We start from the raw sequence: 26,640 nt of genomic DNA on the forward strand, positions 1-26,640 counted from the left end.
AAAACAGAGAAATAAAATCTCAAATTAAAGAATTTTACCCTCTGTTTTAACTGAAATAGTTAAACTATAACTAATTTATTTGTATTTTATTTTAAGCACACATCCCAAAGATTCTAAAACCAATATATAATGTGTATTTGACACTTCCTGAACTATCGCTTCCTGATTACTAAAAGCTCCTGATTCTATTTTAATTCGATCTCCAGCCTGAATTGAAGTCACTGATATATCGCTTATATTTGGGGCTCTCAGACTTGCTTTTATACTATTAATTTCTTCATCGCGAACAATGGCCGGTTTCCCCAACCAAAATAAATAACGAACTACCCCGGCTGTCTGAAAAACTGAATTTCGATCAATATCTTTCAATTGAACGAATACGTAAGAATTAAAAAGGGGAACTTCAACTTTCTTTTTTCTATCTGACCATTCTTTAACCTGAATAATTAATGGACAATAACACTCAATCCCCATTTGAATCAGTCTATCCGCAACTTTCTTCTCCCATTTCGGTTTTGTATAAACAACATACCAATTCATAATTTTCCTTTACAATGAATAAAATCTCCAACACCCTCACTTTCTTATTTTCTAGTGAATTTCAACTCAATATCTGTTTCAATCAGGAACCAATTCCATTATAAATAAAACCAATTGCCTCTAGTTTTTTCGCATCCAGGATATTTCTGCCATCGAAAAGAAAGGCTGGTTTATGCATAGAATCATATATCTTTTGCCAGTCGTACGTTGTAAATTCATCCCATTCTGTTAAAACAGCAATTGCATGGGCATCTTTACAAGCATCGTAAGCGTTGGCAAACGTTGAAACTGTAGCATGGTTCTCTTCCGCCGATCTAGTTTCTAAATAATTTAAATCATTTAATATCTTGATCTTTGAAACTTTCGGATCGTAAACTGTAATCTTTGCCTGCTCATTAATCAAATCATCAGCTACATAAATTGCGGCAGATTCTCTGGTGTCATTCGTGTCTTTTTTGAAAGCCCAGCCTAAAAATGTAATTTTTTTATCGGCTACAGTATTGTATAAAGTCTGAACGATCTTACTGGAAAATCTTTTCTTCTGGTGATCATTCATTATAATTACCTGTTCCCAATAATCTGCTACTTCATTTAATCCGTAAGATTTTGCGATATACACTAAATTAAGAATGTCTTTTTGAAAACAAGAGCCTCCAAAACCAACTGATGCCTTTAAGAACTTTGGTCCAATCCTGCTATCCATTCCAATGGCACGGGCAACTTCATTCACATCTGCACCTGTTTTTTCACACAATTCAGACATTGCATTTATAGAAGAAATTCGTTGTGCCAAAAATGCATTTGCGGTTAACTTAGACAATTCCGACGACCATACATTAGTGGTCAATATCTTTTCTTTGTCTACCCAGTTTGCGTAAACATCAACCAACGCACTAATTGCTTCCTCACCTTCCGGCGTTGTATCTCCACCAATTAAAATTCGATCCGGGTTCAACAAATCAGTAACCGCAGTCCCTTCAGCCAAGAATTCCGGATTTGATAGAATTTGAAACTGAACTCCATTTCCTGTATTATCCAAAATGCTTTTAATAGCTTCCGCTGTACGTACCGGTAAAGTTGATTTCTCAACAACAATTTTATTTTCTTTGGCCACTTTTGCAATTTGTCGGGCACATAATTCAATGTATTTTAAATCAGCTGCCATACCCTTACCTTTACCATAGGTTTTGGTTGGTGTATTTACCGAAATAAAAATCACCTGAGCCTCATTTATCGCTTTTTCAACTTCTGTCGAAAAAAACAAATTCCTACCTCTGGCTTCAGCGACTATTTCTGACAGTCCAGGCTCATAAATCGGGATATTATCCGTATTTGGATCATTCCAGTCTGTAATTCTTTGTTCGTTCAAATCAACAACAGTCACTTGAATATGTGGACATTTTTGAGCAATTACTGCCATTGTCGGACCTCCAACATAACCTGCACCAATGCAACAAATCTTTGTAATTTTCATTTACTTTACTATTATCTTGATCTTTATTTTATTTCAAATTTTTCCAATACCAACTCACAGCTTCCTTCAACCCATCCTGTAATGAGTATTTCGGATCGTACCCCAGCATTTTTCTTGCTTTATCAATACTTGCTAATGAGTGCGGAATGTCCCCTGCACGATTTGCACCGTAAACAATTTTCACCTCAGAAATTTTAGAATCGAATGCCGCTAAATATTCCTTTAAATAACCTACTAAATCATTTAAAGTATTTCGATCGCCAAAAGCGGTGTTATAAACTGTATTTATAGCTTCCGGATTTTGACTCATCATGGCCAATTCATTCATCTGAATTACATTCTCTATGTAAGTAAAATCACGAGAATAATTTCCATCGCCATTAATTACAGGACTCTCGTATTTCATTAACTGCATGACAAACTTTGGAATTACAGCAGCATAAGCTCCATTAGGATCCTGCTTTCTTCCAAAAACATTAAAATATCGCAATCCTATAGTTTCTAATCCATAAGTTTTACTAAAAATCTCAGCATAGAGTTCGTTCACATACTTTGTGATCGCATATGGAGACAAAGGTTTCCCTATTACTTCTTCAACCTTTGGCAATCCCTGCGAATCTCCATAAGTTGATGAACTTGCTGCATAAACAAACCTTTTAACTTTGGCATCACGAGAAGCGGTTAACATATTTAGGAAACCGGAAACGTTCACCTCATTTGTTGTGATAGGATCATTAATCGATCTTGGAACAGAACCTAAAGCAGCCTGATGCAAAACATAATCAACTCCCTCAACTGCTAAAGCACAATCAGCAAAATTTCGAATATCTCCTTCAATTAATCTAAAATTCGGATTTGAGATAAAATCCTTTAAGTTATGACGATGACCTGTCGAAAAATTATCCAGACAGATCACTTTATGACCAAGTCCTAAAAAATACTCCGATAAATTTGATCCGATAAATCCGGCTCCACCAGTAATCAAAATTGTATATTGTATCGATATACTCATTTTCTTCCAATTATTTTTTATAGAGTTTACTCAAAACCGTCTTCCAAACACTGCGTTTTTCCTCTTCATCGTGATACCCGTTAGCATAAGCACCGTAACCGTATCCATAAGCGGCACCATACTTTGCCTTGTTCTCATAACCATTTAATACAATGCTGGCATTACTCAACTCTCCTCTTTTTACTCGGGTGTTCAATAATGTAATCATATCCTTTTTGGTATAATTCTGCCTTACGATATAAAGCGTCACATCTGCGAATTGTGCCAATTCTAATGCATCCGAAACTAACCCAACCGGAGGTGTATCCAGAATAATATAATCATATTTTTGCTTCAGCTCTAAAATCATCTCTCTCATCGCGTCACTCAAAATTAACTCTGAAGGATTTGGTGGAATTGGCCCCGAAAGTATAACATCCAGATTTGGAACTTCTGTAGGGTATGTAATTTCTTCTAAACTATTTTGCTTTATGAGGTAATTAACAACACCTATTTGATTTTTCAAATTGAACTCATCTGCCAATCTCGGTTTTCTTAAATCTAAACCAAGAATTACCGTTTTCTTTTCGCTTAAAGCGAATACTGTGGCAATATTTATGGAACAGAATGTTTTCCCTTCACCACTTATGGATGACGTAATCATTAAAGTTTTCGAACCACTCACCTGTTGTTTTTTATACAAAAACTGCAAAGAAGAACGAATCGCTCTAAATGCTTCCGATAATGCCGATTTTGGTTTATCAAATACTGCCAGACTCAACAAATCTTTATTTACACCAATGACACCAATTAACGGTATTTGCGTCAATTTACTAATATCGTCGGTATTTTGAATTGAGTTATTGACAAAGAAAATTCCAAAAACAAACAATAATGGAATTAATGTCCCTAAAAACAGCGCCAGTACATAGTTTACAGAGGTTTTCGGTCCAATTAATCCTCCTCCAATATCTTTTGCAGGATCAATAAAATGAATATCTGATAAGTTCGATGCTTTTACAATTTCAGCTTCGTTTCTCTTTTTTAGAAATTCAGTATAAATATTATCACTTAAGTCATATTTCCTCTGAATTTTCAACAACTCCTGCTGTTCTTCCGGAAGTTTTTTTACGGTACTTTCGGCCTGACCTATTTTAGCATTTATACTAGCTAAATCTGTCAACAATAATGCTTTTGCAGAAGTTATATTTTCCAATAAAACATTTTTAACAGCCTGCATTTGATTGTCAAAATCTTTAAAAATCTTATCACTTTTTACAGCATAAGCCATCTCCGATCTTTGCGCCGAAAGTGCAATAAGTTTTGAAACATGCAAAATAACATTTGGATCTTCAATACCTGCTACCGTAGGAGCGGGTAATCTTGAATAATCCGTACTATTATTTAAATACGATTTTAAAGAATTGTAATAGGCTATTTTTCTTGTAACCTGGTCTTTTTCGACATCGAAGTCCATTATTTTATCTGAAACTTTAGCTCCACCGCCTTCAATTTCATAGATATTTTTATCCTTTCTAAAAGATTTCAACTCATTACCGGTTTGCTTCAATTGCATTTCCATAGCAATAAGAGTACTATCGATAAATCGGATGGTATTTGTTGCAAATTGGTTTTTCCCATCGAGTTGAAGTTTGATCAACATTTTTACCGTTGCATTCAAATAGTCAACCATCCTGGCTTTATTTGTACCTTGCATTCCCAGAGTCAATATTGATCCCCCTTTATCATCAGCGTTAACACTCACACCTCTATAACTAGATACAGTCCCGTCAAAATCATTAAATCTAACAAAATACTCATTTCCGGTGTAGAAGCCCGGATTATCATTTATCTGTAAACTCCAATTTAAAAAAGGAAGCGAGACTTTTTCCCCGGCCTTACATCTTTTTACATACTCTTTAGGCTGAACCGTTGTATTGCTATAGCTGTTATTAGAATATGTAATTAATGAAGCCGAATTACCTTCAAACGGAATTCGAATTTCATATTCAGTTGGACTCAAAAACTTAATCCCGATTAATGTATTTGCAAGCTGTCCCTTTGTTTTGTCAATTTTTACGTAAAAAGGAACGGCTCCGTAAGAATCAATCAAATTGTATTTTCCCTGAACAAGATAATCGATATAAAACTCTAATTTATCTACAACTAATTCGTTGTGTGATCTTGATTGTATAACGGTTGAAATTCCATTGACCTGATCTGAAACACCTCCCCAATTAAAAACCAGACTTGTATTGGAAGTAAAAAACGGGTTTCTTTCTTCCTTAATCGAAACCATCGTCTGCATCCCGTAAATTTTTTCTTTACGAATATTTACCTGATAAGCAATTGCAAAAGCAATTATCAAACTAATCGCAAAGAGTTTCCAATAACTGGCAATTTTCAGAAGAAATCCTTTAAAATCAAAATTTGAATGATTTTCAAAAATGGAAAAATCTTTTATATCTAACATCTTTTGAATTTAATTTTAGTTTTTAAGCAACAGATACACCGTTGTAGCCAAAGACAAAACGGTAATAATTGTTGTAATCGATTCTATACCTGTCTTTCCGGTTCCCCATGATTTTTGTTTGACCGGTTTTACATAAATATAATCGTTAGGCTGTAAATAATAATAAGGGGATTTCATCACGTTAATATCCGTCAAATCGATATCCTGCATTTGTACACCAGTAGGTGTCTGACGAATTACGGTTACCGCTTTTCTATTACCTGTAATAGTGATGTCTCCGGCATTTGCGATAGCTTCCATAATATTTACATGTTCCTGAAACAGAGTTTTTGTACCTGTACTTCCCACTTCTCCATTTATGGTATATCTAAAACCAGCTAATTTCACAGTAACAAAAATATTAGCTTCACTTTTAAAATATTCTTCAAGTAATTTCTTTTCGATTCGAACACGGACTTCTTCAAGAGTGTATCCAATAACATTAATTTCTCCTAAGATTGGCATTCTGATATTACCATGATCGTCAACTGTAAACCCATTAAAATACAATCCTGACTCTGATTTTCCAGCTCCTGAAGAAGCACCATCTGTAGTATTAAAAATGGAAACCAACTTTGGATCAATTGCTTTTATGTCAATACTCAAAACATCATTCACCTGCAATCTGTAAGGCTTAGACTCCACAGCCGCAATATTATTCTGTTCTCCCGAATTATTTTTATCCTGCAAGTAAACCAGATCTTTTACAGGAATACAAGAAGTAAATAGTATGCTTATTAATAACAGTATATAAAAGCCGTTTTTTGTCATTAGTGAAATTTTATCGCAAATATAGACTTTCCTTTAATCTTCAGAAAATCTAAGTGTTATTTGAGTTTATTTAATTGTTTTTGAAAGTTTTTTCGAATGGAACACGATGCAAAATACTTCTTCCAAGGGTAATTTCATCCGCATACTCCAATTCATCTCCTACCGAAATTCCTCTTGCAATGGTAGAAATTATAATTTCCGATTCGGCAATTTGTTTATAGATGTAAAAATTAGTGGTATCCCCTTCCATTGTTGAACTAAGCGCAAAGATAATTTCTACGACCTTTCCTTCCTTTACTTTTTCAACCAGACTTGAAATATTCAATTGGCCGGGGCCAACTCCTTCAATTGGAGAAATTTTCCCTCCCAGTACATGATAAATTCCCTTGTACTGACCAGTATTTTCAATCGCCATAACGTCACGAATATCTTCAACAACACAAATTGTTTGATGATTTCTTGATGAATTAGCACAAATTTCGCAGACTTTGGTATCTGAGATGTTATGACAATTTTGACAAAATTTAATATTCTCACGCATATTCAATAGAGCCTGAGATAAAAAACCGGTTTGTTCCTTAGGCTGTTTTAACAAATGCAGCACTAATCGCAACGCTGTACGTTTACCAATTCCGGGCAGCTGCGACATTTCACTGACTGCTTTTTCTATTAATTTTGATGAAAATTCCATGACGACAAAAGTAATACATTAATGTTTCTTATCTGATCCGATTAAAAATGAATTCCTCGATATTCTGAGGTTAAAACAAAAAACTTAATACTGATTTGTAGCCAACAAAACTAAAGTACAGGCCACCTCTGCCTTGATATTGTTTAATTCTAACAATTGATAAAATTCGGGATTCTCTGACCCTGGATTAAAAACAACTCTTTTAGGCTGTGCTTCGATAATATAATTGTAATATTCGCGCTGACGGGCTGGATTTAAGTACAGCGTAACAGTATCGATGTTTTTTACCGGAATTGTTTTCGTATGAATCTTCACGCCGGCAACTTCGCCTCTGTTCTGACCAATTGCCAATACCGTATGTCCTTTTTCAACCAGCATATTTATAGCTTTAAAAGCGTAGCGTTCCGGTTTTGTAGTAGCGCCAAGAACGAGGGTTTTCTTATTTTTCATTGTTTTTAAATATACTGCAAAAGTAATCAAAAAGAATGAGCTTATTTTAGGTTACCCAATTAGAATTAAAAGCAATAAAAAAACAATATCCTTACATGATCTTAGCCTGAAGTTTTAAAAAATGTCTATTTTTACCTCACTAACCTAAACTCTATGGATTTATTCATTTATTTATTTGCCGCGCTGTTTTCAGTATTAAACCCTATCGGCACCGTACCTATTTTTGTTGGACTAACACAACACGATTCTCAAAAAGAGCGTTCCCGAATTTCACTTTGGACCGCTATTAATGTTGGAATCATTTTATTAGTTTCTTATTTTATCGGTCAGTATGTTTTAACTTTTTTCGGAATAAGCATTGATGCTTTGCGAATTGCCGGCGGAATCATAATTGTAAATTCCGGTTTTTCTTTACTTTCAGGAAAATTCAATAAAAAACGAGGAATCAACAAAAAAATCGAAACGGACGCACAACAAAGAAACGACATCGCCCTAACGCCTCTGGCAATACCAATGCTTGCAGGACCGGGATCAATGTCACTATTAATTGCTTTTTATCAGGAACACCACGGAGTAAACGAAATTATAATTTCGTGCTCCGCTATCATAGCAATTGCATTTACAATTTTTGCAATCCTTAAAAGTGCTCATTATTTAGCACGTATACTTGGTGCTTCCGGAATTGTGGCTATTTCCAGAATTGTTGGCTTTATTGTAATTTCGATTGGGATTCAATACATAGTTAGCTCAATCATCAATATTGTAAAAGGAAACCTGATGTAAACACTACAACATACTTCTAACAAAAAAGGGGATAAAATGTGTGTTTTATCCCCTTTTTCTATATTTAAAAATCTATTTAACTTCTTGGCAAAAATACTTCAGCCATCATACAACGGGCACTTCCACCCCCGCAAGCTTCAATCGTATCTAAACTCGAACTTAGAATTTCCGCATGATTTTCTAATTGCGTAATTTGTTTCGGAGTCAGACTCTGATGTGCCGATGCACTCATTACGATATATCTCTTATCATTTGTTCCTCTAACTTCCAACATATTTCCAGCAAAATTATTCACCTGTGCTTCGGTAATTAGAATAACTTCCTTTTTATCCGCTTTTAGATTTTCAAGAACCATTTTACGTTCTTTTTTATCATCGATACTATCTGCACAGATAACGGCGAATGTTTCACCCAAACACATCATCACATTTGTATGATAAATCAGTTTACGTTCTCCGTCAACTGTTTGAAAAGCTTCAAAAATAACCGGAGCATAATCAAAATCTTCGCAGAATTCGATAAACAGCTCTTCATCTGCACGAGGAGACAAAGCGCAGTACGCTTTTGCATTTGCTCTATCCAAAAGCAAGCTTCCGGTTCCTTCTAAAAAGTAACCATCTTCTTCTGCCGATGTATAATCTACTATATTTGAGATTTCAAAGCCTTTCTCTTCAAGTACATCTAAAATATCTTCACGGCGCTCCTGACGACGGTTTTCTGCAAACATCGGATATAAGGCCACATCTCCATTTTCATGAAATGAAATCCAGTTATTTGGAAAAATACTATCCGGGGTATCTGTCTCTAAAGTATCTTCAATAACGGTAACATCAACTCCTACTGCTCTGAGTTTTTCGACAAAAGCATCAAATTCCTGTTGTGCTTTTGCATTTACCGTACTTGGCAAAAGTCCGTCTAATACTTTTTGGTAATAATTATTTACTGCCGTTTGCTCATTCATTCTGAAAGCTACTGGCCGAATCATTACGATTGCATTTGTAGTTTGTTTCATTTTTTGTTTTTTTTGTTTCAAGTTTCAAGTTTTAAGTTTCACGTTCTGCAAAAACTTGAAACTTGAAACAATTATTTTAATCTCTAATCAACGGAAGCGTTGAGCATCTCAACAATCCTTCTTGCTTTGCAATTTCTGCGTATGGAATTTCCTCTACAACAAAACCATTAGCACGCAACCAATTGTTCAGACGGGTAAAATTCTTTTCGGATACCACTACATTTTCAGCAATAGAAAATACGTTTGAAAACATATTATACATTTCGTCTCTTTCGATATGAAACAAATTTTCTTTTCCAAAAAGGTTCACCAAATACGAATAATCTGCTTCTTCACGAAAACCTCTCTTGTAGATAATTCCCTTATCTTTTCCAACAGGCTGAAAACAGCAGTCAAGGTGTAAGGCATTGTCACGAGCTTCTAGTTTAGATTTTACCAAATCGAACTCTTTGACGATTTTATTTGGGAACATTTTTCTTAGATACTCTACACCATGCATATTTGTTCTTGCCGTAATGTAATCTTTATAATCACTTCCTTTATAAGTTCCAACAAACACATGATCATTCCACAACATTACATCTCCTCCTTCAATATGAACTTCCTCAGGTGGACGAATTACTTTCAACGGATCCATCTGGTCAATTACGTACTGAATTGCATCCAACTCACGTTCCCTGTCTGGCAGAATATTAGATTTTACAAAAGTATCATCTATCACAAAACCTATATCACGGGCAAAAATCTGATTGTAATTCTCAATCATTTCCGGACGATACACTTTTACATCATATTTTTGAAAAACAGCATTAAAAGCATCCATTTCGACAATCATATCTTTTTCGATTGGATAAGTCCCTGCTTTAATATGTTCCAATGATTTAGGATCATAAGCTTCCTCTAAAGATGGAGTTGGCCCATTATGAACTGCAGAACCCAAAACTACTGCCCGCAGTCTTGACGTTTCGTTCTTTATATTTAATTGCAACATAACTATATTGTATTTTGGGCAAAGATAAAAAAAGCTTCACAGGTTAAGTGAAGCTTTAATTTTTTTTTATTTGTTTGACTTAAAGTCTCTCAACGGATGTCCTGTATAAACTTGTCTTGGACGGCCAATTGGCTCTTTGTTCTCACGCATTTCTTTCCACTGCGCAATCCAGCCTGGTAGTCTGCCTATAGCAAACATTACTGTAAACATATCTGTTGGTATTCCTAATGCTCTGTAGATAATTCCAGAGTAGAAATCAACATTAGGATATAAATTTCTTGATTTGAAGTATTCATCTTCAAGAGCTGCTGACTCTAATTTTTTAGCGATTTCTAAAATAGGATCTTCAACACCTAAGGTATCTAATACTTCTTTAGCTGCTTTTTTGATGATTTTTGCTCTTGGATCGAAGCTTTTGTAAACTCTATGACCAAATCCCATTAAACGGAATGGATCATTTTTATCTTTCGCTTTCGCTAAGAATTTATCTGTATCTCCGCCATCTTTGTTGATTTCCTCCAACATTTCAAGTACTGCCTGATTTGCACCACCATGTAAAGGTCCCCAAAGCGCAGAAACACCTGCAGAAATAGAAGCAAATAAACCAGCATGAGAAGAACCTACCATTCTTACCGTTGAAGTAGAACAATTTTGTTCGTGATCAGCATGAAGAATAAATAATTTATCTAATGCATCAATTACAATTGGATTTGCAGAATATGGTCCCGTAGGTAATTTAAACATTAACTGCATAAAATTCTCTACATAACCGGTTGTATTGTCATAATAATTCAACGGATACCCCATAGATTTTCTATAAGTCCATGTTGCAATTACAAGAAATTTACCCATTGTTTTACAAATGGCCTCGTACATCTCTTTTTCATTTTCAACATTTACTGCTTTTGGGTTGAATGCTGTTAATGCACTAGTCAAAGCAGACAAAACGCCCATTGGGTGAGCCGTTTTTGGGAAACCGTCGATGATATTTTTCATCTCTTCGTTTACCAAAGTATGCTTTTTAATACCATTTTCAAATTGCTCTAATTCCTTAGCAGTTGGTAATTCCCCAAAAATTAAAAGGTAAGATACTTCTAAGAAACTTGCCTTTTCAGCCAAATCTTCAATGGAATATCCTCTGTAACGCAAAATTCCTAGTTCTCCATCTAAGAAGGTGATTTCACTCTTACAAGAACCAGAGTTTTTATATCCCGGGTCTAAAGTAATAATACCTGTTAAATCACGTAATTTGTTAATATCGATAGCTGATTCATTTTCACTCCCCGTGATTACCGGAAGTTCAATTTTTTGACCATCTACTTCTAATGTAGCTATTTTTGACATAATATATCGGAAATAAATCTTATAAAATAATAATTTATCAAATCTAAGGAATTTAAGACTAATTAAAAAAAGAATCCTGCTATGAATTTGTTAAAACTCCAAAAAAAAACCATCTGCCGCGGCAGATGGTTTAAATTGAATATATAACTCTTACAATTATTTAATTTTAAAAGCATTTAAGCCAGGAAAATAAGCTGTACTTCCTAATTCTTCCTCAATTCTTAACAATTGGTTGTATTTTGCCATACGGTCAGAACGTGAAGCTGAACCAGTTTTAATCTGCCCACAGTTTAAAGCAACTGCTAAGTCAGCAATTGTATTATCTTCTGTTTCTCCTGAACGGTGAGACATTACCGAAGTATATCCTGCATTTTTAGCCATGTTTACAGCAGCAATAGTTTCTGTCAAAGTTCCAATTTGATTTACTTTTACTAAGATTGAATTAGCAATGCCTTTTTCAATACCTGTAGACAAACGAGCTACGTTAGTCACGAACAAATCATCACCTACTAACTGAACCTTATCTCCAATCTTTTCTGTTAAGTATTTCCATCCATTCCAGTCGTCTTCGTACATACCATCTTCGATAGAGATAATTGGATATTTAGCAGCCAATTCAGCTAAATAATCAGCTTGCTCTTCTGAAGTTCTGATTTTTCCGGTTTCTCCTTCAAATTTAGTGTAATCGTATTTTCCGTTTACATAAAACTCAGAAGCAGCACAGTCAAGCGCAATCATAATTTCGTCACCGAAAGAATATCCAGCCTTTTCAACCGCTAATTTGATAGTATCTAAAGCATCTTCAGTACCTCCGGCTAAGTTTGGCGCAAACCCCCCCTCGTCACCTACAGCTGTACTTAAACCTCTATCATGTAATACTTTTTTCAAGCTATGGAAGATTTCAGTTCCCATTTGCATGGCATGTGTAAAAGAAGTCGCTTTTACAGGGAAAATCATAAATTCCTGAAATGCGATAGGCGCATCAGAGTGAGAACCTCCGTTGATGATGTTCATCATTGGTACTGGTAAAGTGTTAGCAGAAACTCCACCAACATATCTGTATAATGGCAACCCTAATTCGTTAGCAGCAGCTTTTGCAGCAGCCAAAGAAACTCCTAAGATAGCATTCGCTCCTAATTTAGATTTGTTCGGAGTACCATCTAAGTCAATCATTAACTGGTCGATAGTATTTTGTTCAAAAACAGAAGTACCAACTAATTCTTCAGCAATAACAGTATTTACATTGTTCACTGCATTTAAAACTCCTTTTCCAAGATAAGCTTTACCTCCGTCACGTAATTCTACTGCTTCATGCTCTCCTGTTGATGCCCCAGATGGAACAGCTGCTCTACCTAAAATACCATTTTCAGTTACTACGTCAACTTCAATAGTAGGATTACCTCTGGAATCAAGAATTTGTCTTGCGTGAACCTTAATTATAATACTCATTATTTTTATTTTTTTATTAATAAATTATATTTTTTTTTTCGAAATTATAAAAATATTTAATAGTAAAAACGTATTCTATCCAAGAAACGTCTTTATTTATTAACTACATCGTTTTAGCAGCAGCTTCTTTTATATTCTCTACAAACTGATCGAACAAATATGACGAATCGTGTGGTCCCGGACTTGCCTCAGGGTGGTATTGTACTGAAAAACAATTCTTATTCTTCATGCGCATACCCGCAACCGTTTCATCATTCAAATGCAAATGTGTAATCTCCAATTCAGGATGATTATCTAACTGCTCTTTGTTTACAGCAAATCCATGATTTTGAGAAGTTATTTCACCTTTACCTGTTATTAAATTCTTCACAGGGTGATTAATTCCTCTATGACCATTGAACATCTTATACGTTTGAACACCGTTTGCCAAAGCAATTACCTGATGTCCTAAACAAATCCCAAATAACGGTTTATCATTTGCCAAAATTTCTTTTGCAACTTCAATAGCTCCAAAAAGCGGATCCGGATCTCCGGGACCGTTAGACAAAAAGTATCCATCCGGATTAAATTCTGTTAAATCTTTATAAGTTGAGTTGTATGGATAAACTTTAATGTAACAATCTCTTTTCGCCAGATTTCTTAAGATGTTCTTTTTTATCCCAAGATCTAAAGCAGATATTCTATAAGTAGCATTTTCATCACCAAAAAAATAAGGCTCAGTAGTTGAAACTTTTGATGCCAACTCCAAACCTTCCATATTAGGCACATTTGCCAATTCTTTTTTCAAATCTTCGATCGAAGTACCATCTGTACAAATAACAGCATTCATAGCTCCATTGTCACGAATATAACTTACAAGAGCTCTGGTATCAACATCAGAAATACAAATTAAGTTTTGTTTGGTAAAATAATCTTCCAGACTCCCGGAAGCATTTTCTCTGGAATAATTAAAGCTAAAATTTTTACAAACCAAACCGGCAATTTTAACGCTTTCAGATTCAACTTCAGAATCATTGACACCATAATTTCCAATATGAGTATTAGTGGCTACCATTATTTGACCAAAATAAGAAGGATCTGTAAAAATCTCCTGATATCCGGTCATTCCCGTATTAAAACAAACCTCACCAAAAGTCTTACCGCTAATTCCGATAGATTTTCCGTGAAAAATAGTCCCATCACTAAGTAATAAAATGGCGCTTTGTCGTGTTGTGTATTTCATTCTTTAATTTGTATTGTTTTTTTTAATTGTTTCATGAAATCCCCGATAGGTTTTTCAATTGTAATTAGATATTTTGCAAATTTACTTCTTTAAAAGAGTGCCTCCAAGATTTTTTAAAACTTTCATCTATAAAAATAAAACCTACAAAGTCTTATAACTTAAATTTTAATTTCACTCCAAAAAAAATCAAAAAAAAAGGATAAACTAAAAATTAGTTTATCCTTGATTTCTATAGAATCATTACTTTCATAATTATTCAGAAGCTTCAGTAGTCGTTTCTGATTCAGCTGCTGGAGCTTCAGGAGCACCTTCAGCTTTTTTAGCTTTACCACCACGACGGCTTTTCGCTTTTTTAACTTCTTTTTTACCTCCGTTATAAAGCTCATTGAAATCTACAAGTTCGATCATTGCCATATCAGCGTTATCTCCCAAACGATTTCCAACTTTAATGATACGAGTGTATCCTCCTGGACGGTCACCAACTTTAGCAGCTACGTCTCTGAACAAGTCAGTTACCGCATATTTGCTACGTAAGTAAGCAAAAACAATACGACGGTTGTGAGTCGTATCTTCTTTCGATTTTGTAATTAAAGGCTCAACGAATTGTTTAAGCGCTTTAGCTTTAGCAACAGTAGTGTTAATACGTTTGTGCTCGATAAGAGAACAAGCCATATTAGCCAACATAGCTTTTCTATGTCCAGTCTGTCTGCTTAAGTGATTGAATTTTTTTCCGTGTCTCATTGCTATTTTAAATTTAACCCGCCGCAGCGGATTGAATTATTCTTTATCTAATTTGTATTTAGCTAAATCCATTCCGAAAGTAAGATTTTTAACTGCAACAAGTTCATCAAGTTCAGTTAAAGATTTTTTACCGAAATTACGGAATTTCATTAGGTCATTTTTATTGAACGATACTAAATCACCAAGTGTATCAACTTCAGCCGCTTTCAAGCAATTTAATGCTCTCACAGATAAATCCATATCAACAAGCTTAGTTTTAAGCAATTGTCTCATATGCAATGACTCTTCATCATACGATTCTGTTTGTGCAATTTCGTCAGCCTCGAGTGTAATTCTTTCGTCAGAAAATAACATGAAGTGGTGAATTAAAACTTTTGCAGCTTCAGTAAGAGCATCTTTTGGATTAATAGAACCATCAGTTTTAATTTCAAAAACTAATTTTTCGTAATCTGTTTTTTGCTCCACACGGAAGTTTTCAATTGCGTATTTTACATTTTTTACCGGAGTAAAAATAGAGTCTGTAAAAATAGTCCCAATTGCAGCATTCTGTTTTTTGTTCTCCTCAGCAGGCACGTATCCTCTACCTTTTTCAATAGTTAAATCGAAGTTCAATTTGATTTTTGAATCTAAATTACAGATAACAAGATCTGGGTTCAGAACTTGAAAACCTGAAATAAATTTTTGAAAATCACCTGCTGTTAATTGATCTTTACCAGAAACAGAAATAGTAACTGCTTCATTATCGATATCTTCAATTTGACGTTTGAAACGTACTTGTTTTAGATTAAGGATAATTTCGGTAACATCTTCAACAACACCTGAAATAGTAGAAAACTCATGATCCACACCCTCGATACGAACAGATGTAATTGCATAACCTTCTAATGCTGAAAGCAAAACTCTTCTAAGTGCATTACCAACAGTCAATCCATAACCAGGTTCCAAAGGTCTAAATTCGAATTTACCTTCAAAATCGGTTGAATCGATCATGATAACTTTATCGGGCTTTTGAAAATTAAATATTGCCATAAATTTCGACTAAGTCAATTATTATTTGTTGTACAACTCTACGATTAATTGTTCTTTAATGTTTTCTGGAATTTGTAGTCTTGCAGGTACAGAAACGAAAGTTCCTTCTTTAAGATCATTGTTCCAAGTAATCCATTCATAAACATGACTTGAATTTGACAAAGAACGTTCGATAGCTTCTAAAGATTTAGATTTTTCACGAACTGCTACTTTATCACCAGGCTTAAGGTGGTAAGAAGGAATATTTACAACTTCACCATTAACAGTAATGTGTCTGTGAGATACAATTTGACGAGCACCTCTTCTAGATGGAGCAATTCCCATTCTAAAAACAACATTATCTAATCTTGCTTCACATAATTGTAATAAAACTTCACCAGTTACTCCTTTAGTTGCTGATGCTTTTTCGAATAAGTTTCTGAATTGTTTTTCTAAAATTCCATAAGAATATTTAGCTTTTTGCTTTTCCATTAACTGAACAGCGTACTCAGATTTTTTTCCTCTTTTTTTAGCCATCCCGTGTTGTCCAGGTGGGTAATTTCTTTTTTCGAATGATTTATCATCTCCGAAGATTGCTTCGCCAAATTTACGAGCGATTTTGGTTTTAGGACCAGTATATCTTGCCATTTTAAAAAAAATTTAAGGTAGAGATTATGAATTCAGGTCTAATCCTTCGATAATCTATGCTCTACCTTGTTTATACTATGAATAAATAAAATTAAACTCTACGTCTCTTTGGAGGACGACATCCGTTGTGAGGCATTGGAGTAACATCGATAATCTCAGTAACTTCAATTCCACCGTTATGAATAGAACGGATAGCAGACTCACGTCCGTTTCCTGGTCCTTTTACATAAACTTTCACTTTTTTAAGTCCTGCCTCAAGAGCTACTTTACTACAATCTTCTGCTGCCATTTGAGCTGCATACGGAGTGTTCTTTTTAGAACCTCTGAAACCCATTTTACCAGCTGAAGACCAAGAAATAACTTCACCTTTCTTATTAGTCAAAGAAATGATAATGTTGTTGAAAGTGGCAGAAATATGAGCTTCACCCGTTGATTCAACGATAACTTTACGTTTTTTTGCAGTTGCTTTAGCCATATTACTTATTATTTAGTTGCTTTTTTCTTGTTAGCAACAGTTTTTCTTTTACCTTTTCTTGTTCTAGAGTTGTTTTTAGTTCTTTGCCCTCTTAACGGAAGACCAGATCTATGACGGATACCTCTGTAACAACCAATATCCATTAAACGTTTGATGTTTAAAGAAACTTCAGAACGTAATTCTCCTTCAATTTTGTAAAATGAAACTGCATCACGAATTGCTCCGATCTCGTCATCATTCCAATCTTGAACTTTTTTATCTTGGCTAACTTGAGCTTTTTCTAAAATCTCAATAGCTCTACTTTTTCCTAATCCAAAGATGTAGGTAAGTGCGATAACACCTCTCTTATTTTTTGGGATATCTACCCCTGCTATTCTTGCCATAATTATCCTTGTCTTTGTTTAAATCTAGGATTCTTTTTGTTTATTACGTACAATCTCCCTTTTCTACGCACGATAATGCACTCGGCACTTCTCTTTTTTACTGATGCTCTAACTTTCATAGTGAATTTGCTTTAGGCTTTAGGCTTTAGGCTTTAGGCATAAGTTTTATTGCTTAATGCTTATTGCCTATTGCTTACAGCTTTTTAATATCGATAAGTAATTCTTGCTTTTGACAAATCGTAAGGACTCATTTCCAATTTCACTTTATCACCAGGTAATAACTTGATGTAATGCATTCGCATTTTACCGGAAATATGAGCAATTACAATATGTCCATTTTCTAACTCTACACGGAACATCGCATTTGATAATGCTTCGATGATTGATCCGTCTTGTTCTATTGCTGATTGTTTTGCCATAAATATATTAAGCTACCGCTTTTCTATTTTTACCAGTCTTCATTAAACCATCATAATGTTTGTTTAACAAGTATGAATTGATTTGTTGAATAGTATCTATTGCAACTCCAACCATAATTATTAATGAGGTACCTCCAAAAAACATTGCCCAAGATTGTTGTACATCCATAATACTTACAACAATAGCTGGGAACACAGCAATCAAAGCAAGGAATAAAGATCCTGGGAAAGTTATTAAAGACATCACTTTATCAAGGAAGTCTGAAGTTTCAGCTCCCGGACGAACTCCAGGAATAAAACCACCACTTCTTTTTAAATCATCGGCCATTTTGTTAGTAGGAACAGTGATTGCAGTATAAAAGAATGTAAATACAATAATTAAAGTTGCAAATACAAAATTGTACCAAAATCCGAACATATTACTAAACGCACCAACAATAGATTGTGATGTGTCTGATTTAGACAATCCAGCTACAGCAGCAGGAATAAACATAATTGCCTGCGCAAAGATGATTGGCATAACTCCTGAAGCATTAAGCTTAAGAGGAATCCATTGTCTGTTACCACCAGCTAAATCCTGCTCGTAATCTCCAGTTGTAGTACGACGAGCGTACTGAACCGGAATTCTGCGTACTGCCATTGTAAGCAATACACAAGAAATGATTACTAATAACCACACGATAATCTCAATAACTAACAACATTGGACCTCCATTGTTATTGGTAACTCTGGTTGTGAATTCTTGTATAAAAGCTTGCGGTAAGCGTGCTAAAATACCAACCATAATCAATAATGAAATTCCATTTCCAATACCTTTATCTGTAATTTTTTCTCCAAGCCACATAGCAAAAATTGTACCTGTAACTAAGATAATAACTGACGAGAACAAAAATTCAGGTGAATTAAAGCCAAGTAAGAATGCACTACCAGGCAATGTTCTGTACAAATTATAGATATAAGTCGGACCTTGAACCAGTGTAATAGCTATAGTCAACCAACGAGTGATTTGATTAATCTTTTTTCTACCACTCTCTCCATCGTTTTGAAGTTTTTGCAAATAAGGAATAGCAATTCCCATTAACTGAACAACAATAGATGCAGAAATATAAGGCATAATACCTAAAGCAAAAACTGAAGCTTTAGAGAAAGCACCTCCTGTAAACATGTCCAGGATAGATCCTAAACCATTTTTAGTTTGTCCCGCTAAACCTGTCAATTGAGTTGCGTCAATTCCAGGAAGCGTAACGTGTGCACCAAAACGATATACTAAAAGCAATCCTAATGTAATTAAGATTCTATTTTTCAGTTCTTCGATTTTCCAAACATTACTTATTGATTCAATAAATTTCTTCATCTTAATAGATAAGTTATATAGTTACAGCTTCTCCACCAGCAGCTTCGATAGCAGCTTTTGCAGTAGCGGTAAATTTGTGGGCAGTTACTTTTAATTTTGCTTTCAACTCTCCTCTACCTAAAATCTTAACGATTTCATTTTTGGTAGCTAGACGATTTGCTACGAAATCTGTCATAGAAACAGAATCAGTAATCACACCATTGTCTACTAATAATTGAAGCGTATCTAAATTAACACCTTCGTATTCTTTACGATTGATGTTTGTGAAACCAAACTTAGGCACACGTCTTTGAAGTGGCATTTGTCCTCCTTCAAAACCAATCTTTTTAGAATAACCAGAACGAGATTTTGCTCCTTTGTGACCTCTTGCAGAAGTACCACCTTTTCCAGAACCTTCTCCTCTACCTAATCTTTTATTTTGATTGTGCGTTGACCCTTCAGCTGGTTGTAAGTTACTTAAATTCATAACAGTATTTGTTATTTAGCTTCTTCAACAGAAACTAAGTGTTTAACTTTGTTTATCATCCCAAGGATTGCAGGATTTGAATCATGCTCTACAACTTGTCCCATTTTACGTAGACCTAAAGCTTCCAAACCTCTTTTTTGAGAAAGAGGGCAGTTGATTTTGCTTCTTACTTGTTTTACTAATAATTTAGCCATAATTTCCTTGAATTAACCTTTAAAAACTTTTTCTAAAGAAACACCTCTTTGTTTTGCAACAGTGTGAGCGCTTCTCATTTGTAATAAAGCATCAAAAGTTGCTTTTACCACGTTATGAGGATTTGATGATCCTTGAGATTTAGATAATACATCGTGAATACCTACTGATTCAAGAACTGAACGAACAGCTCCACCAGCAATAACTCCTGTACCATGAGAAGCAGGAATTAAGAATACACGTGCACCACCAAATTTACCTTTTTGTTCGTGAGGAACAGATTGTCCGTTCAAAGGAATTTTTACTAAATTTTTCTTAGCATCTTCTACTGCTTTCGCAATTGCTTCAGAAACGTCTTTAGATTTTCCTAATCCATGACCAACTACTCCGTTTTCATCACCTACAACTACAATAGCAGAAAAACCGAAAGCTCTACCACCTTTTGTAACTTTAGTAACACGATTAACACTTACCAGACGATCTTTAAGTTCAAGACCACTTGGTTTTACCAATTCTACATTTTTGTATTTAGACATAATATATTAGAATTTAAGTCCAGCCGCTCTTGCGCCTTCTGCTAATGATTTAATACGACCGTGGTATAAATATCCACCTCTGTCAAAAGTGATGGTATCGATCCCGGCTTTTAACGCTTTCTCTGCAACTAGTTTTCCAACAGCAGCAGCTACTTCAACGTTAGTACCTTTTCCTATTTCTTTTTCTCTTGAAGATGCAGCTAATAAAGTAACTCCATTTACATCATCAATAAGTTGAGCGTAAATTTCTTTGTTACTTCTAAATACAGATAGTCTTGGGTTAGCAGCAGTACCACTAATCGATTTTCTAATTCTGAATCTAATTCTCTGTCTTCTATCAGATTTTGTTAATGACATAATCTTATATTTTTAAGCTGATTTACCTGCTTTTCTTCTTAATACTTCACCCACAAATTTAACACCTTTTCCTTTGTATGGCTCAGGCTTACGGAAACCTCTGATTTTCGCAGCAACCTGACCTAAAAGTTGTTTATCAAATGATGTTAATTTTACGATAGGGTTCTTTCCTTTTTCAGATATTGTTTCTAAACTTACTTCCGGAGCAATTTCTAAAACAATATTGTGAGAATATCCAAGAGCTAAATCTAACTTTTGACCTTGGTTTGAAGCTCTGTAACCAACTCCAACTAATTCAAGTTCTTTTGTAAAACCTTCAGACACACCAACAATCATATTACTGATTAATGCTCTGTACAATCCGTGTTTTGCTCTTTGGTCTTTATGATCAGACGATCTTTCAACTTGTACTTGATCGCCTTCAACTTTTACAGCTACGTCCGAAAACTCCTGAGATAGTTGACCTTTTTTTCCTTTTACTGTAATGATACCGTCTTTAACTTCTACAGTTACGCCAGCAGGGATTACAATTGGGCTTTTACCTATTCTTGACATCTTATTTAGTCTTTAAAATTAGTATACGTAACAAATTACTTCACCACCTACATTTAATTGTTTCGCTTGTTTTCCAGTCATAAGACCTTTTGAAGTTGAAACAATAGCAATTCCTAATCCGTTAAGGATTCTTGGTAATTTGGCAGCACCTGCGTATTTACGTAAACCAGGTTTACTAATTCTTTGGATATCTTTAATTACAGGCTCTTTAGTATCTTTATCATACTTCAAAGCAATTTTGATTGAACCCTGAACAGAGTTGTCTTCAAATTTGTAACTCAAGATATAACCTTGATCAAATAAGATCTTAGTTATTTCTTTTTTTAGATTAGAAGCTGGAATTTCAACAACTTTGTGGTTTGCAGCCACAGCGTTACGAACTCTAGTCAAATAATCTGCAATAGGATCTGTATACATATGTATTTGATTGCGATTATGGTTTTCGGGAGACACCCGTCTCCCGAACCTTTAATCAATTAAAATTATTTTTCGGTTTGCAAAAGTAATAACTTATTGCGAGATTACCAAGAAGCCTTTTTTACTCCAGGGATTAATCCATTATTTGCCATCTCACGGAAAGTTACACGTGAAATACCAAATTGACGAATATAACCTCTTGGTCTACCTGTTAATTTACAACGGTTGTGTAAACGAACTGGTGAAGCATTTTTAGGTAATCTTTGTAAGCCTTCATAATCTCCAGCTTCTAACAAAGCTTTTCTTTTTTCAGCGTACTTAGCTACCGTTTTCTCTCTTTTCACCTCACGGGCTTTCATTGATTCTTTAGCCATGTCTTAATTCTTTTTAAAAGGTAAACCTAATTCAGCCAATAACGACTTTGCTTCTTTGTCAGTTTTTGCAGTAGTAACAAAAGTAATATCCATTCCTGAAATTTTGTTTACTTTGTCAATATCAATTTCCGGGAAAATGATTTGCTCTAAAACTCCAAGGTTGTAATTACCTCTTCCGTCGAAACCAGTAGCTTTGATACCACTAAAATCTCTAACGCGTGGCAAAGCAGAAGTAATAAGTCTATCTAAAAACTCATACATTCTCTCTCCACGTAAAGTAACTTTTGCTCCAATAGGCATCCCTTTTCTCAATTTGAATGACGCAACGTCTTTCTTTGAAATTGTAGATACTGCTTTTTGTCCAGTGATCTTTGTTAACTCATCAACTGCATAGTCAATAAGTTTTTTATCAGATACAGCTGCACCAACTCCACGGCTCAAAACGATTTTTTCAAGTTTAGGAACTTGCATTACGTTTGTATATCCGAATTCTTCTTTAAGAGCAGAGATTACTCTACTCTTATATTCTTCTTTTAGTCTAGGTGTATATGCCATTACTATAGTACTTGATTAGATTTTTTTGAAAATCTTACTTTCTTATCTCCTTCTACTCTAATACCAACTCTAGTTGTTTCCTTAGTTTTAGGATCAATTAGTGAAATGTTAGATATTTGTATAGAAGCTTCTTTCTTAACGATACCACCTTGAGGGTTTTTAGCACTTGGTTTTGTATGTTTTGAAACCATGTTTACACCTTCAACTATCGCTTTATTTTTCTCACGGTAAACACGTAATACTTTACCTTCAGCACCTTTATGGTCTCCGGCAATAACTCTTACGATATCTCCTGATTTTATTTTTAGCTTTATCATCTTAAAACGAATTAAAGCACTTCTGGTGCTAATGATACAATTTTCATGAATTGTTTTTCACGAAGTTCTCTTGCTACCGGACCAAAAACACGTGTTCCTCTCATTTCCCCTGCAGCGTTCAAAAGAACACATGCATTATCATCGAAACGGATATAAGAACCATCAGCTCTTCTCACTTCTTTTTTGGTACGTACAACAACTGCAGTTGAAACAGCTCCTTTTTTCACGTTTCCGTTTGGAGTTGCATCTTTAATAGATACTACAATCTTGTCACCAACAGAGGCATACCTTCTTTTGGTACCTCCTAAAACACGGATAGTTAAAACTTCTTTTGCTCCCGTGTTATCTGCTACTTTTAGTCTTGATTCCTGTTGTACCATAATTATTTAGCTCTTTCTAAGATTTCAACTAATCTCCAACATTTTGTTTTACTTAAAGGACGCGTTTCGCTAATTCTTACAGTATCTCCAATGTTACAGTCGTTTGTTTCGTCGTGTGCAACATATTTCTTAGTTTTCAACACGAACTTACCGTATAATGGGTGTTTTACTTTTCTTACTTCAGCAATAACAATAGACTTATCCATTTTATTTGAAGTAACAACACCTATTCTTTCTTTTCTTAAATTTCTTTTTTCTTCCATCTTTCAGCAGAATACAATTATTGTAACTCTCTTTTAGTTAACTCTGTAGCCAATCTTGCAACTGTTCTTCTTACACTTCTAATTTGAAGTGGGTTCTCAATTGGAGAAATAGCGTGAGCCATTTTTAGGTCAGCATATATTTTCTTAGTTTGACTAAGTTTTTCTTGCAACTCCGCTGCAGAAAGATCTTTTATTTCTGATTGTTTCATAATATAAATTTAATTATGCTTCGAAATCTCTAGCAACGACGAATTTAGTTTTTACTGGAAGTTTTTGAGCTGCAAGACGTAAAGCCTCTTTTGCAACTGACAATGGAACTCCTCCAACTTCAAACATAATTCTTCCTGGTTTAACAACAGCAGCCCAATACTCAACTGCTCCTTTACCTTTACCCATACGTACTTCAAGAGGTTTCTTAGTAATAGGCTTATCTGGAAATATTTTAATCCATAACTGTCCTTCTCTCTTCATGTAACGAGTTGCAGCGATACGTGCAGCTTCGATTTGACGAGAAGTCAAGAACATTCCATCTTCATGTACAGATTTAATTCCAAACATTCCATTAGAAAGTTCATGCCCTCTTTGAGAGTTACCTTTCATCTTACCTTTTTGTACCTTACGGTATTTTGTTCTTTTAGGCTGTAACATTTTTCTTTAGTTTAAAAATTTACTTTCTTTTACGAGCGTCTGGTTTTCCACCTTTATTAAAAGGCTTTCTGTCTCCTCTTGGAGAATCGCCACCTTTACCACCACCAGTTCCAGATTGTTTTTTATCCATTCCTGCAAGTGGAGAAAGATCTCTCTTTCCATAAACTTCACCTTTCATGATCCATACTTTGATACCCATTCTACCGTAAGTAGTGTGAGCTTCAGCCAAAGCATAGTCAATATCAGCTCTGAAAGTTGATAGAGGAATTCTACCTTCTTTGAAACCTTCTGAACGCGCCATCTCAGCACCATTCAAACGACCAGAAATCAAAACTTTGATACCCTCAGCGTTCATACGCATAGAAGCAGCAATAGCCATTTTGATTGCACGTCTGTAAGAAATACGGCTTTCGATTTGACGAGCGATGCTTGTCGCCACAAGATAAGCATCTAACTCAGGTCTTTTAATTTCAAAAATGTTGATTTGAACCTCTTTGTCAGTAACTTTCTTAAGTTCTTCTTTCAACTTGTCTACCTCTTGCCCACCTTTTCCGATAATGATACCAGGTCTGGCAGTAGTGATAGTAACGGTTACAAGTTTCAAAGTTCTCTCGATGATTACTTTAGATACACTAGCTTTTGATAAACGAGCGTGGATATACTTTCTGATTTTGTGATCTTCGGCAAGTTTATCACCGTAGTCATTTCCACCATACCAGTTTGAGTCCCACCCTCTGATGATACCAAGTCTATTTCCAATTGGATTTGTCTTTTGTCCCATGCTGCTTAAGAATTGCTTTGTGTGTTATTGATAGCTCCAAGCACGATTGTTACGTGGTTAGAACGTTTTCTTATTCTGTGTGCACGACCTTGAGGAGCTGGACGAAGTCTTTTCAACATCATTCCACCATCTACTCTGATCTCTTTAACAAATAATCCAGCTTCTTCTAAATTACCTTCACTATTTTTTTGCTCCCAGTTGTTGATTGCAGATAATAATAGTTTTTCTAATTTTCTTGAAGCTTCTTTAGAACTGAATCTCAAGATGTTAAGTGCTCTTTCTACCTTCTGACCTCTTACCAAGTCCGCTACTAAGCGCATTTTTCTAGGTGAAGTAGGGCAGTTATTCAATTTTGCGAAAGCAATAGACTTATTAGCCTCTTTTCTCGCATCTGCTGTTTCTCTTTTACGAACTCCCATTGCTTCTTTTATTTTTTACCTTTATTTTTTGCTCCAGCATGACCTCTAAAAGATCTAGTTGGTGAAAACTCTCCTAATTTGTGACCTACCATGTTTTCTGTTACGTAAACCGGTACAAATTGACGACCGTTATGAACTGCGATAGTTTGTCCAACAAAGTCTGGAGTAATCATGGAAGCTCTAGACCAAGTCTTTACTACTCCATTTTTTCCGCTTTCAATGTTTTCCTGAACTTTCTTGTCTAACTTATAATGAACGAAAGGTCCTTTTTTTAATGAACGTGCCATATCTTATTATTTCTTTCTACGTTCTACGATATACTTGTTACTCGGGTTTTTCTTAGAACGAGTTCTGTAACCTTTAGCTGGCAATCCGTTTCTTGAACGTGGGTGCCCTCCAGAAGAACGTCCTTCACCACCTCCCATAGGGTGATCAACTGGGTTCATCGCTACTGGTCTAGTTCTAGGTCTTCTTCCTAACCATCTTGTTCTACCTGCTTTTCCAGATACAACTAATTGGTGATCAGAATTAGAAACAGCTCCAATTGTAGCCGAACATGTTAACAAGATTAATCTTGTCTCTCCAGATGGCATTTTAATTGTAGCGTATTTTCCGTCTCTTGCCATTAACTGAGCAAAAGTTCCAGCTGAACGAGCAATAACTGCTCCTTGTCCTGGACGTAACTCAATACAAGATATAACAGTTCCAAGAGGAATTCTGCTTAAAGGTAATGTATTACCAATCTCTGGTTGAGATTCTGGACCAGAAACTAATTTCTGACCAACTTTCAATCCGTTTTGAGCGATAATATAAGTTTTCTCTCCATCAGCATAAGCCAACAAAGCGATAAATGCAGTACGATTTGGATCGTATTCGATTGATTTCACAGTAGCCGGAATTCCAACTTTAGTTCTTTTGAAATCAATAATACGATATCTCTGCTTGTGACCACCACCCGTATAACGCATGGTCATCTTTCCTTGACTATTTCTACCTCCAGAGTTTTTTATCGGCGCTATCAAAGAGCGTTCCGGCTTATCAGTTGTAATGGCGTCATAACCATTCACAACTCTAAATCGCTGACCTGGGGTAATAGGTTTTAATTTTCTTACTGACATTTTT

Annotated in this window: 38 protein-coding genes; 1 reads left to right on the plus strand and 37 read right to left on the minus strand. The window is 35.1% G+C overall.

Annotated features, from left to right (window positions below; all coding sequences use genetic code 11):
* Window positions 1-75 precede the first annotated feature (75 nt).
* The 7 genes from ACAM30_RS05020 to ACAM30_RS05050 all read right to left on the minus strand — a co-directional run bounded on the left by ACAM30_RS05020 (window position 76) and on the right by ACAM30_RS05050 (window position 7,429).
* On the minus strand, window positions 76-540 hold the full coding sequence (locus tag ACAM30_RS05020; RefSeq protein WP_369617518.1) for a UpxY family transcription antiterminator: 465 nt from the start codon (window positions 538-540) through the stop codon (window positions 76-78).
* Between the two features lie 82 nt (window positions 541-622).
* A complete protein-coding gene (locus ACAM30_RS05025; protein ID WP_369617519.1) occupies window positions 623-2,014 on the minus strand; it encodes a UDP-glucose 6-dehydrogenase in 1,392 nt (463 codons plus the stop codon).
* 28 nt (window positions 2,015-2,042) lie between these two features.
* Entirely contained in the window at window positions 2,043-3,026 is a 984-nt protein-coding gene (locus ACAM30_RS05030; RefSeq protein ID WP_369617520.1) for an SDR family oxidoreductase, read from the minus strand.
* Between the two features lie 10 nt (window positions 3,027-3,036).
* Complete coding sequence (locus ACAM30_RS05035) at window positions 3,037-5,478, minus strand: polysaccharide biosynthesis tyrosine autokinase (RefSeq protein ID WP_369617521.1); 2,442 nt, start codon at window positions 5,476-5,478, stop codon at window positions 3,037-3,039.
* A 15-nt stretch (window positions 5,479-5,493) separates the two neighbouring features.
* On the minus strand, window positions 5,494-6,288 hold the full coding sequence (locus ACAM30_RS05040) for a polysaccharide biosynthesis/export family protein (RefSeq protein ID WP_369617522.1): 795 nt from the start codon (window positions 6,286-6,288) through the stop codon (window positions 5,494-5,496).
* Window positions 6,289-6,358: 70 nt separating this feature from the next.
* Window positions 6,359-6,979 carry a recombination mediator RecR gene (gene recR / locus ACAM30_RS05045; protein WP_369617523.1) on the minus strand — a complete coding sequence of 207 codons (621 nt, stop codon included), beginning with the start codon at window positions 6,977-6,979 and terminating at the stop codon, window positions 6,359-6,361.
* An 84-nt stretch (window positions 6,980-7,063) separates the two neighbouring features.
* The gene (locus ACAM30_RS05050; protein WP_264531366.1) at window positions 7,064-7,429 is read right to left on the minus strand and encodes a CoA-binding protein; all 366 of its coding nucleotides are present in this window, start codon (window positions 7,427-7,429) and stop codon (window positions 7,064-7,066) included.
* 153 nt (window positions 7,430-7,582) lie between these two features.
* On the opposite strand from ACAM30_RS05050, the gene ACAM30_RS05055 reads away from it, so the two are divergent.
* Window positions 7,583-8,212: a MarC family protein gene (locus ACAM30_RS05055; RefSeq protein WP_369617524.1), complete on the plus strand. Its 630-nt coding sequence runs from the start codon at window positions 7,583-7,585 to the stop codon at window positions 8,210-8,212.
* A 76-nt stretch (window positions 8,213-8,288) separates the two neighbouring features.
* Here ACAM30_RS05055 and ctlX read toward each other — a convergent pair whose 3' ends face one another.
* The 30 genes from ctlX to rplB all read right to left on the minus strand — a co-directional run bounded on the left by ctlX (window position 8,289) and on the right by rplB (window position 26,636).
* Window positions 8,289-9,224 (minus strand): citrulline utilization hydrolase CtlX, encoded by a 936-nt coding sequence (gene ctlX / locus ACAM30_RS05060; protein WP_369617525.1) that lies wholly within the window; start codon window positions 9,222-9,224, stop codon window positions 8,289-8,291.
* 76 nt (window positions 9,225-9,300) lie between these two features.
* Window positions 9,301-10,215, minus strand: a complete 915-nt coding sequence (locus tag ACAM30_RS05065; RefSeq protein ID WP_369617526.1) for a dimethylarginine dimethylaminohydrolase family protein — start codon at window positions 10,213-10,215, stop codon at window positions 9,301-9,303.
* 66 nt (window positions 10,216-10,281) lie between these two features.
* Window positions 10,282-11,559: a citrate synthase gene (locus ACAM30_RS05070; RefSeq protein ID WP_017495004.1), complete on the minus strand. Its 1,278-nt coding sequence runs from the start codon at window positions 11,557-11,559 to the stop codon at window positions 10,282-10,284.
* 156 nt (window positions 11,560-11,715) lie between these two features.
* Complete coding sequence (gene eno, locus ACAM30_RS05075; RefSeq protein WP_369617527.1) at window positions 11,716-13,008, minus strand: phosphopyruvate hydratase; 1,293 nt, start codon at window positions 13,006-13,008, stop codon at window positions 11,716-11,718.
* Between the two features lie 103 nt (window positions 13,009-13,111).
* Window positions 13,112-14,230, minus strand: a complete 1,119-nt coding sequence (gene carA / locus ACAM30_RS05080; RefSeq protein ID WP_369617528.1) for a glutamine-hydrolyzing carbamoyl-phosphate synthase small subunit — start codon at window positions 14,228-14,230, stop codon at window positions 13,112-13,114.
* A 252-nt stretch (window positions 14,231-14,482) separates the two neighbouring features.
* Window positions 14,483-14,971: a 50S ribosomal protein L17 gene (gene rplQ / locus ACAM30_RS05085; protein WP_369617529.1), complete on the minus strand. Its 489-nt coding sequence runs from the start codon at window positions 14,969-14,971 to the stop codon at window positions 14,483-14,485.
* A 36-nt stretch (window positions 14,972-15,007) separates the two neighbouring features.
* A complete protein-coding gene (locus ACAM30_RS05090) occupies window positions 15,008-16,000 on the minus strand; it encodes a DNA-directed RNA polymerase subunit alpha (protein ID WP_026109818.1) in 993 nt (330 codons plus the stop codon).
* A 21-nt stretch (window positions 16,001-16,021) separates the two neighbouring features.
* The gene (rpsD, locus tag ACAM30_RS05095) at window positions 16,022-16,627 is read right to left on the minus strand and encodes a 30S ribosomal protein S4 (RefSeq protein WP_008464326.1); all 606 of its coding nucleotides are present in this window, start codon (window positions 16,625-16,627) and stop codon (window positions 16,022-16,024) included.
* 91 nt (window positions 16,628-16,718) lie between these two features.
* Entirely contained in the window at window positions 16,719-17,102 is a 384-nt protein-coding gene (gene rpsK / locus ACAM30_RS05100; protein ID WP_007803677.1) for a 30S ribosomal protein S11, read from the minus strand.
* An 8-nt stretch (window positions 17,103-17,110) separates the two neighbouring features.
* A complete protein-coding gene (gene rpsM, locus ACAM30_RS05105; RefSeq protein WP_012022478.1) occupies window positions 17,111-17,485 on the minus strand; it encodes a 30S ribosomal protein S13 in 375 nt (124 codons plus the stop codon).
* A gap of 2 nt (window positions 17,486-17,487) precedes the next feature.
* Window positions 17,488-17,604 (minus strand): type B 50S ribosomal protein L36, encoded by a 117-nt coding sequence (ykgO, locus tag ACAM30_RS05110; protein WP_002987490.1) that lies wholly within the window; start codon window positions 17,602-17,604, stop codon window positions 17,488-17,490.
* Between the two features lie 84 nt (window positions 17,605-17,688).
* Window positions 17,689-17,904, minus strand: a complete 216-nt coding sequence (gene infA / locus ACAM30_RS05115) for a translation initiation factor IF-1 (RefSeq protein WP_007136545.1) — start codon at window positions 17,902-17,904, stop codon at window positions 17,689-17,691.
* Between the two features lie 7 nt (window positions 17,905-17,911).
* A complete protein-coding gene (gene secY, locus ACAM30_RS05120; protein ID WP_017495008.1) occupies window positions 17,912-19,258 on the minus strand; it encodes a preprotein translocase subunit SecY in 1,347 nt (448 codons plus the stop codon).
* Window positions 19,259-19,271: 13 nt separating this feature from the next.
* On the minus strand, window positions 19,272-19,724 hold the full coding sequence (rplO, locus tag ACAM30_RS05125) for a 50S ribosomal protein L15 (RefSeq protein ID WP_017495009.1): 453 nt from the start codon (window positions 19,722-19,724) through the stop codon (window positions 19,272-19,274).
* 11 nt (window positions 19,725-19,735) lie between these two features.
* The gene (rpmD, locus tag ACAM30_RS05130) at window positions 19,736-19,918 is read right to left on the minus strand and encodes a 50S ribosomal protein L30 (protein ID WP_017495010.1); all 183 of its coding nucleotides are present in this window, start codon (window positions 19,916-19,918) and stop codon (window positions 19,736-19,738) included.
* A 12-nt stretch (window positions 19,919-19,930) separates the two neighbouring features.
* Window positions 19,931-20,455 (minus strand): 30S ribosomal protein S5, encoded by a 525-nt coding sequence (gene rpsE, locus ACAM30_RS05135; RefSeq protein WP_085950926.1) that lies wholly within the window; start codon window positions 20,453-20,455, stop codon window positions 19,931-19,933.
* 3 nt (window positions 20,456-20,458) lie between these two features.
* Window positions 20,459-20,809 (minus strand): 50S ribosomal protein L18, encoded by a 351-nt coding sequence (rplR, locus tag ACAM30_RS05140; protein WP_017495012.1) that lies wholly within the window; start codon window positions 20,807-20,809, stop codon window positions 20,459-20,461.
* Between the two features lie 12 nt (window positions 20,810-20,821).
* Window positions 20,822-21,364, minus strand: a complete 543-nt coding sequence (gene rplF, locus ACAM30_RS05145) for a 50S ribosomal protein L6 (protein ID WP_369617530.1) — start codon at window positions 21,362-21,364, stop codon at window positions 20,822-20,824.
* An 18-nt stretch (window positions 21,365-21,382) separates the two neighbouring features.
* Window positions 21,383-21,781, minus strand: coding sequence for a 30S ribosomal protein S8 (rpsH, locus tag ACAM30_RS05150; RefSeq protein ID WP_017495014.1), 399 nt, complete (start codon window positions 21,779-21,781; stop codon window positions 21,383-21,385).
* Window positions 21,782-21,885: 104 nt separating this feature from the next.
* Window positions 21,886-22,155 carry a 30S ribosomal protein S14 gene (gene rpsN, locus ACAM30_RS05155; RefSeq protein WP_008464305.1) on the minus strand — a complete coding sequence of 90 codons (270 nt, stop codon included), beginning with the start codon at window positions 22,153-22,155 and terminating at the stop codon, window positions 21,886-21,888.
* 3 nt (window positions 22,156-22,158) lie between these two features.
* Entirely contained in the window at window positions 22,159-22,710 is a 552-nt protein-coding gene (rplE, locus tag ACAM30_RS05160) for a 50S ribosomal protein L5 (protein WP_017495015.1), read from the minus strand.
* 2 nt (window positions 22,711-22,712) lie between these two features.
* Entirely contained in the window at window positions 22,713-23,027 is a 315-nt protein-coding gene (gene rplX / locus ACAM30_RS05165; protein WP_007803650.1) for a 50S ribosomal protein L24, read from the minus strand.
* 11 nt (window positions 23,028-23,038) lie between these two features.
* Window positions 23,039-23,407 carry a 50S ribosomal protein L14 gene (rplN, locus tag ACAM30_RS05170; protein WP_007803649.1) on the minus strand — a complete coding sequence of 123 codons (369 nt, stop codon included), beginning with the start codon at window positions 23,405-23,407 and terminating at the stop codon, window positions 23,039-23,041.
* Window positions 23,408-23,409: 2 nt separating this feature from the next.
* The gene (gene rpsQ, locus ACAM30_RS05175; protein WP_007803646.1) at window positions 23,410-23,670 is read right to left on the minus strand and encodes a 30S ribosomal protein S17; all 261 of its coding nucleotides are present in this window, start codon (window positions 23,668-23,670) and stop codon (window positions 23,410-23,412) included.
* A 17-nt stretch (window positions 23,671-23,687) separates the two neighbouring features.
* Entirely contained in the window at window positions 23,688-23,879 is a 192-nt protein-coding gene (gene rpmC, locus ACAM30_RS05180) for a 50S ribosomal protein L29 (RefSeq protein ID WP_007803639.1), read from the minus strand.
* Window positions 23,880-23,892: 13 nt separating this feature from the next.
* Window positions 23,893-24,318 carry a 50S ribosomal protein L16 gene (gene rplP, locus ACAM30_RS05185; RefSeq protein ID WP_017495016.1) on the minus strand — a complete coding sequence of 142 codons (426 nt, stop codon included), beginning with the start codon at window positions 24,316-24,318 and terminating at the stop codon, window positions 23,893-23,895.
* A gap of 19 nt (window positions 24,319-24,337) precedes the next feature.
* Window positions 24,338-25,099, minus strand: coding sequence for a 30S ribosomal protein S3 (rpsC, locus tag ACAM30_RS05190; protein ID WP_007803635.1), 762 nt, complete (start codon window positions 25,097-25,099; stop codon window positions 24,338-24,340).
* A gap of 5 nt (window positions 25,100-25,104) precedes the next feature.
* Complete coding sequence (gene rplV / locus ACAM30_RS05195) at window positions 25,105-25,518, minus strand: 50S ribosomal protein L22 (protein ID WP_007803631.1); 414 nt, start codon at window positions 25,516-25,518, stop codon at window positions 25,105-25,107.
* A gap of 8 nt (window positions 25,519-25,526) precedes the next feature.
* Entirely contained in the window at window positions 25,527-25,805 is a 279-nt protein-coding gene (rpsS, locus tag ACAM30_RS05200; protein ID WP_031456039.1) for a 30S ribosomal protein S19, read from the minus strand.
* A 6-nt stretch (window positions 25,806-25,811) separates the two neighbouring features.
* Window positions 25,812-26,636 (minus strand): 50S ribosomal protein L2, encoded by an 825-nt coding sequence (gene rplB, locus ACAM30_RS05205; RefSeq protein WP_017495017.1) that lies wholly within the window; start codon window positions 26,634-26,636, stop codon window positions 25,812-25,814.
* Window positions 26,637-26,640: the final 4 nt, after the last annotated feature.

Origin of the sequence: Flavobacterium sp. CFS9, assembly GCF_041154745.1 — a bacterium.
GTDB lineage: Bacteria > Bacteroidota > Bacteroidia > Flavobacteriales > Flavobacteriaceae > Flavobacterium.

What these genes read in the sequence shown, in the direction of transcription:
- infA (WP_007136545.1), bottom strand. Translation starts at nt 17,904, where the DNA reads ATGGCAAAACAATCAGCAATAGAACAAGACGGATCAATCATCGAAGCA.
- carA (WP_369617528.1), bottom strand. Translation starts at nt 14,230, where the DNA reads ATGAAATACACAACACGACAAAGCGCCATTTTATTACTTAGTGATGGG.
- recR (WP_369617523.1), bottom strand. Translation starts at nt 6,979, where the DNA reads ATGGAATTTTCATCAAAATTAATAGAAAAAGCAGTCAGTGAAATGTCG.
- rpsH (WP_017495014.1), bottom strand. Translation starts at nt 21,781, where the DNA reads ATGTATACAGATCCTATTGCAGATTATTTGACTAGAGTTCGTAACGCT.
- rplR (WP_017495012.1), bottom strand. Translation starts at nt 20,809, where the DNA reads ATGTCATTAACAAAATCTGATAGAAGACAGAGAATTAGATTCAGAATT.
- ykgO (WP_002987490.1), bottom strand. Translation starts at nt 17,604, where the DNA reads ATGAAAGTTAGAGCATCAGTAAAAAAGAGAAGTGCCGAGTGCATTATC.
- ACAM30_RS05030 (WP_369617520.1), bottom strand. Translation starts at nt 3,026, where the DNA reads ATGAGTATATCGATACAATATACAATTTTGATTACTGGTGGAGCCGGA.
- ACAM30_RS05065 (WP_369617526.1), bottom strand. Translation starts at nt 10,215, where the DNA reads ATGTTGCAATTAAATATAAAGAACGAAACGTCAAGACTGCGGGCAGTA.
- rplQ (WP_369617529.1), bottom strand. Translation starts at nt 14,971, where the DNA reads ATGAGACACGGAAAAAAATTCAATCACTTAAGCAGACAGACTGGACAT.
- ctlX (WP_369617525.1), bottom strand. Translation starts at nt 9,224, where the DNA reads ATGAAACAAACTACAAATGCAATCGTAATGATTCGGCCAGTAGCTTTC.
- rpsQ (WP_007803646.1), bottom strand. Translation starts at nt 23,670, where the DNA reads ATGGAAGAAAAAAGAAATTTAAGAAAAGAAAGAATAGGTGTTGTTACT.
- rpsK (WP_007803677.1), bottom strand. Translation starts at nt 17,102, where the DNA reads ATGGCTAAAGCAACTGCAAAAAAACGTAAAGTTATCGTTGAATCAACG.
- ACAM30_RS05025 (WP_369617519.1), bottom strand. Translation starts at nt 2,014, where the DNA reads ATGAAAATTACAAAGATTTGTTGCATTGGTGCAGGTTATGTTGGAGGT.
- rplV (WP_007803631.1), bottom strand. Translation starts at nt 25,518, where the DNA reads ATGGGAGTTCGTAAAAGAGAAACAGCAGATGCGAGAAAAGAGGCTAAT.
- rpsC (WP_007803635.1), bottom strand. Translation starts at nt 25,099, where the DNA reads ATGGGACAAAAGACAAATCCAATTGGAAATAGACTTGGTATCATCAGA.
- ACAM30_RS05070 (WP_017495004.1), bottom strand. Translation starts at nt 11,559, where the DNA reads ATGTCAAAAATAGCTACATTAGAAGTAGATGGTCAAAAAATTGAACTT.
- ACAM30_RS05090 (WP_026109818.1), bottom strand. Translation starts at nt 16,000, where the DNA reads ATGGCAATATTTAATTTTCAAAAGCCCGATAAAGTTATCATGATCGAT.
- rplB (WP_017495017.1), bottom strand. Translation starts at nt 26,636, where the DNA reads ATGTCAGTAAGAAAATTAAAACCTATTACCCCAGGTCAGCGATTTAGA.
- ACAM30_RS05050 (WP_264531366.1), bottom strand. Translation starts at nt 7,429, where the DNA reads ATGAAAAATAAGAAAACCCTCGTTCTTGGCGCTACTACAAAACCGGAA.
- ACAM30_RS05055 (WP_369617524.1), top strand. Translation starts at nt 7,583, where the DNA reads ATGGATTTATTCATTTATTTATTTGCCGCGCTGTTTTCAGTATTAAAC.
- rpsS (WP_031456039.1), bottom strand. Translation starts at nt 25,805, where the DNA reads ATGGCACGTTCATTAAAAAAAGGACCTTTCGTTCATTATAAGTTAGAC.
- ACAM30_RS05020 (WP_369617518.1), bottom strand. Translation starts at nt 540, where the DNA reads ATGAATTGGTATGTTGTTTATACAAAACCGAAATGGGAGAAGAAAGTT.
- rplF (WP_369617530.1), bottom strand. Translation starts at nt 21,364, where the DNA reads ATGTCAAGAATAGGTAAAAGCCCAATTGTAATCCCTGCTGGCGTAACT.
- rpsN (WP_008464305.1), bottom strand. Translation starts at nt 22,155, where the DNA reads ATGGCTAAAGAATCAATGAAAGCCCGTGAGGTGAAAAGAGAGAAAACG.
- rplX (WP_007803650.1), bottom strand. Translation starts at nt 23,027, where the DNA reads ATGATAAAGCTAAAAATAAAATCAGGAGATATCGTAAGAGTTATTGCC.
- rpsM (WP_012022478.1), bottom strand. Translation starts at nt 17,485, where the DNA reads ATGGCAAGAATAGCAGGGGTAGATATCCCAAAAAATAAGAGAGGTGTT.
- rplO (WP_017495009.1), bottom strand. Translation starts at nt 19,724, where the DNA reads ATGAATTTAAGTAACTTACAACCAGCTGAAGGGTCAACGCACAATCAA.
- rpmD (WP_017495010.1), bottom strand. Translation starts at nt 19,918, where the DNA reads ATGGCTAAATTATTAGTAAAACAAGTAAGAAGCAAAATCAACTGCCCT.
- rpsD (WP_008464326.1), bottom strand. Translation starts at nt 16,627, where the DNA reads ATGGCAAGATATACTGGTCCTAAAACCAAAATCGCTCGTAAATTTGGC.
- ACAM30_RS05040 (WP_369617522.1), bottom strand. Translation starts at nt 6,288, where the DNA reads ATGACAAAAAACGGCTTTTATATACTGTTATTAATAAGCATACTATTT.
- ACAM30_RS05035 (WP_369617521.1), bottom strand. Translation starts at nt 5,478, where the DNA reads ATGTTAGATATAAAAGATTTTTCCATTTTTGAAAATCATTCAAATTTT.
- rpmC (WP_007803639.1), bottom strand. Translation starts at nt 23,879, where the DNA reads ATGAAACAATCAGAAATAAAAGATCTTTCTGCAGCGGAGTTGCAAGAA.
- rplE (WP_017495015.1), bottom strand. Translation starts at nt 22,710, where the DNA reads ATGGCATATACACCTAGACTAAAAGAAGAATATAAGAGTAGAGTAATC.
- secY (WP_017495008.1), bottom strand. Translation starts at nt 19,258, where the DNA reads ATGAAGAAATTTATTGAATCAATAAGTAATGTTTGGAAAATCGAAGAA.
- rplN (WP_007803649.1), bottom strand. Translation starts at nt 23,407, where the DNA reads ATGGTACAACAGGAATCAAGACTAAAAGTAGCAGATAACACGGGAGCA.
- rplP (WP_017495016.1), bottom strand. Translation starts at nt 24,318, where the DNA reads ATGTTACAGCCTAAAAGAACAAAATACCGTAAGGTACAAAAAGGTAAG.
- eno (WP_369617527.1), bottom strand. Translation starts at nt 13,008, where the DNA reads ATGAGTATTATAATTAAGGTTCACGCAAGACAAATTCTTGATTCCAGA.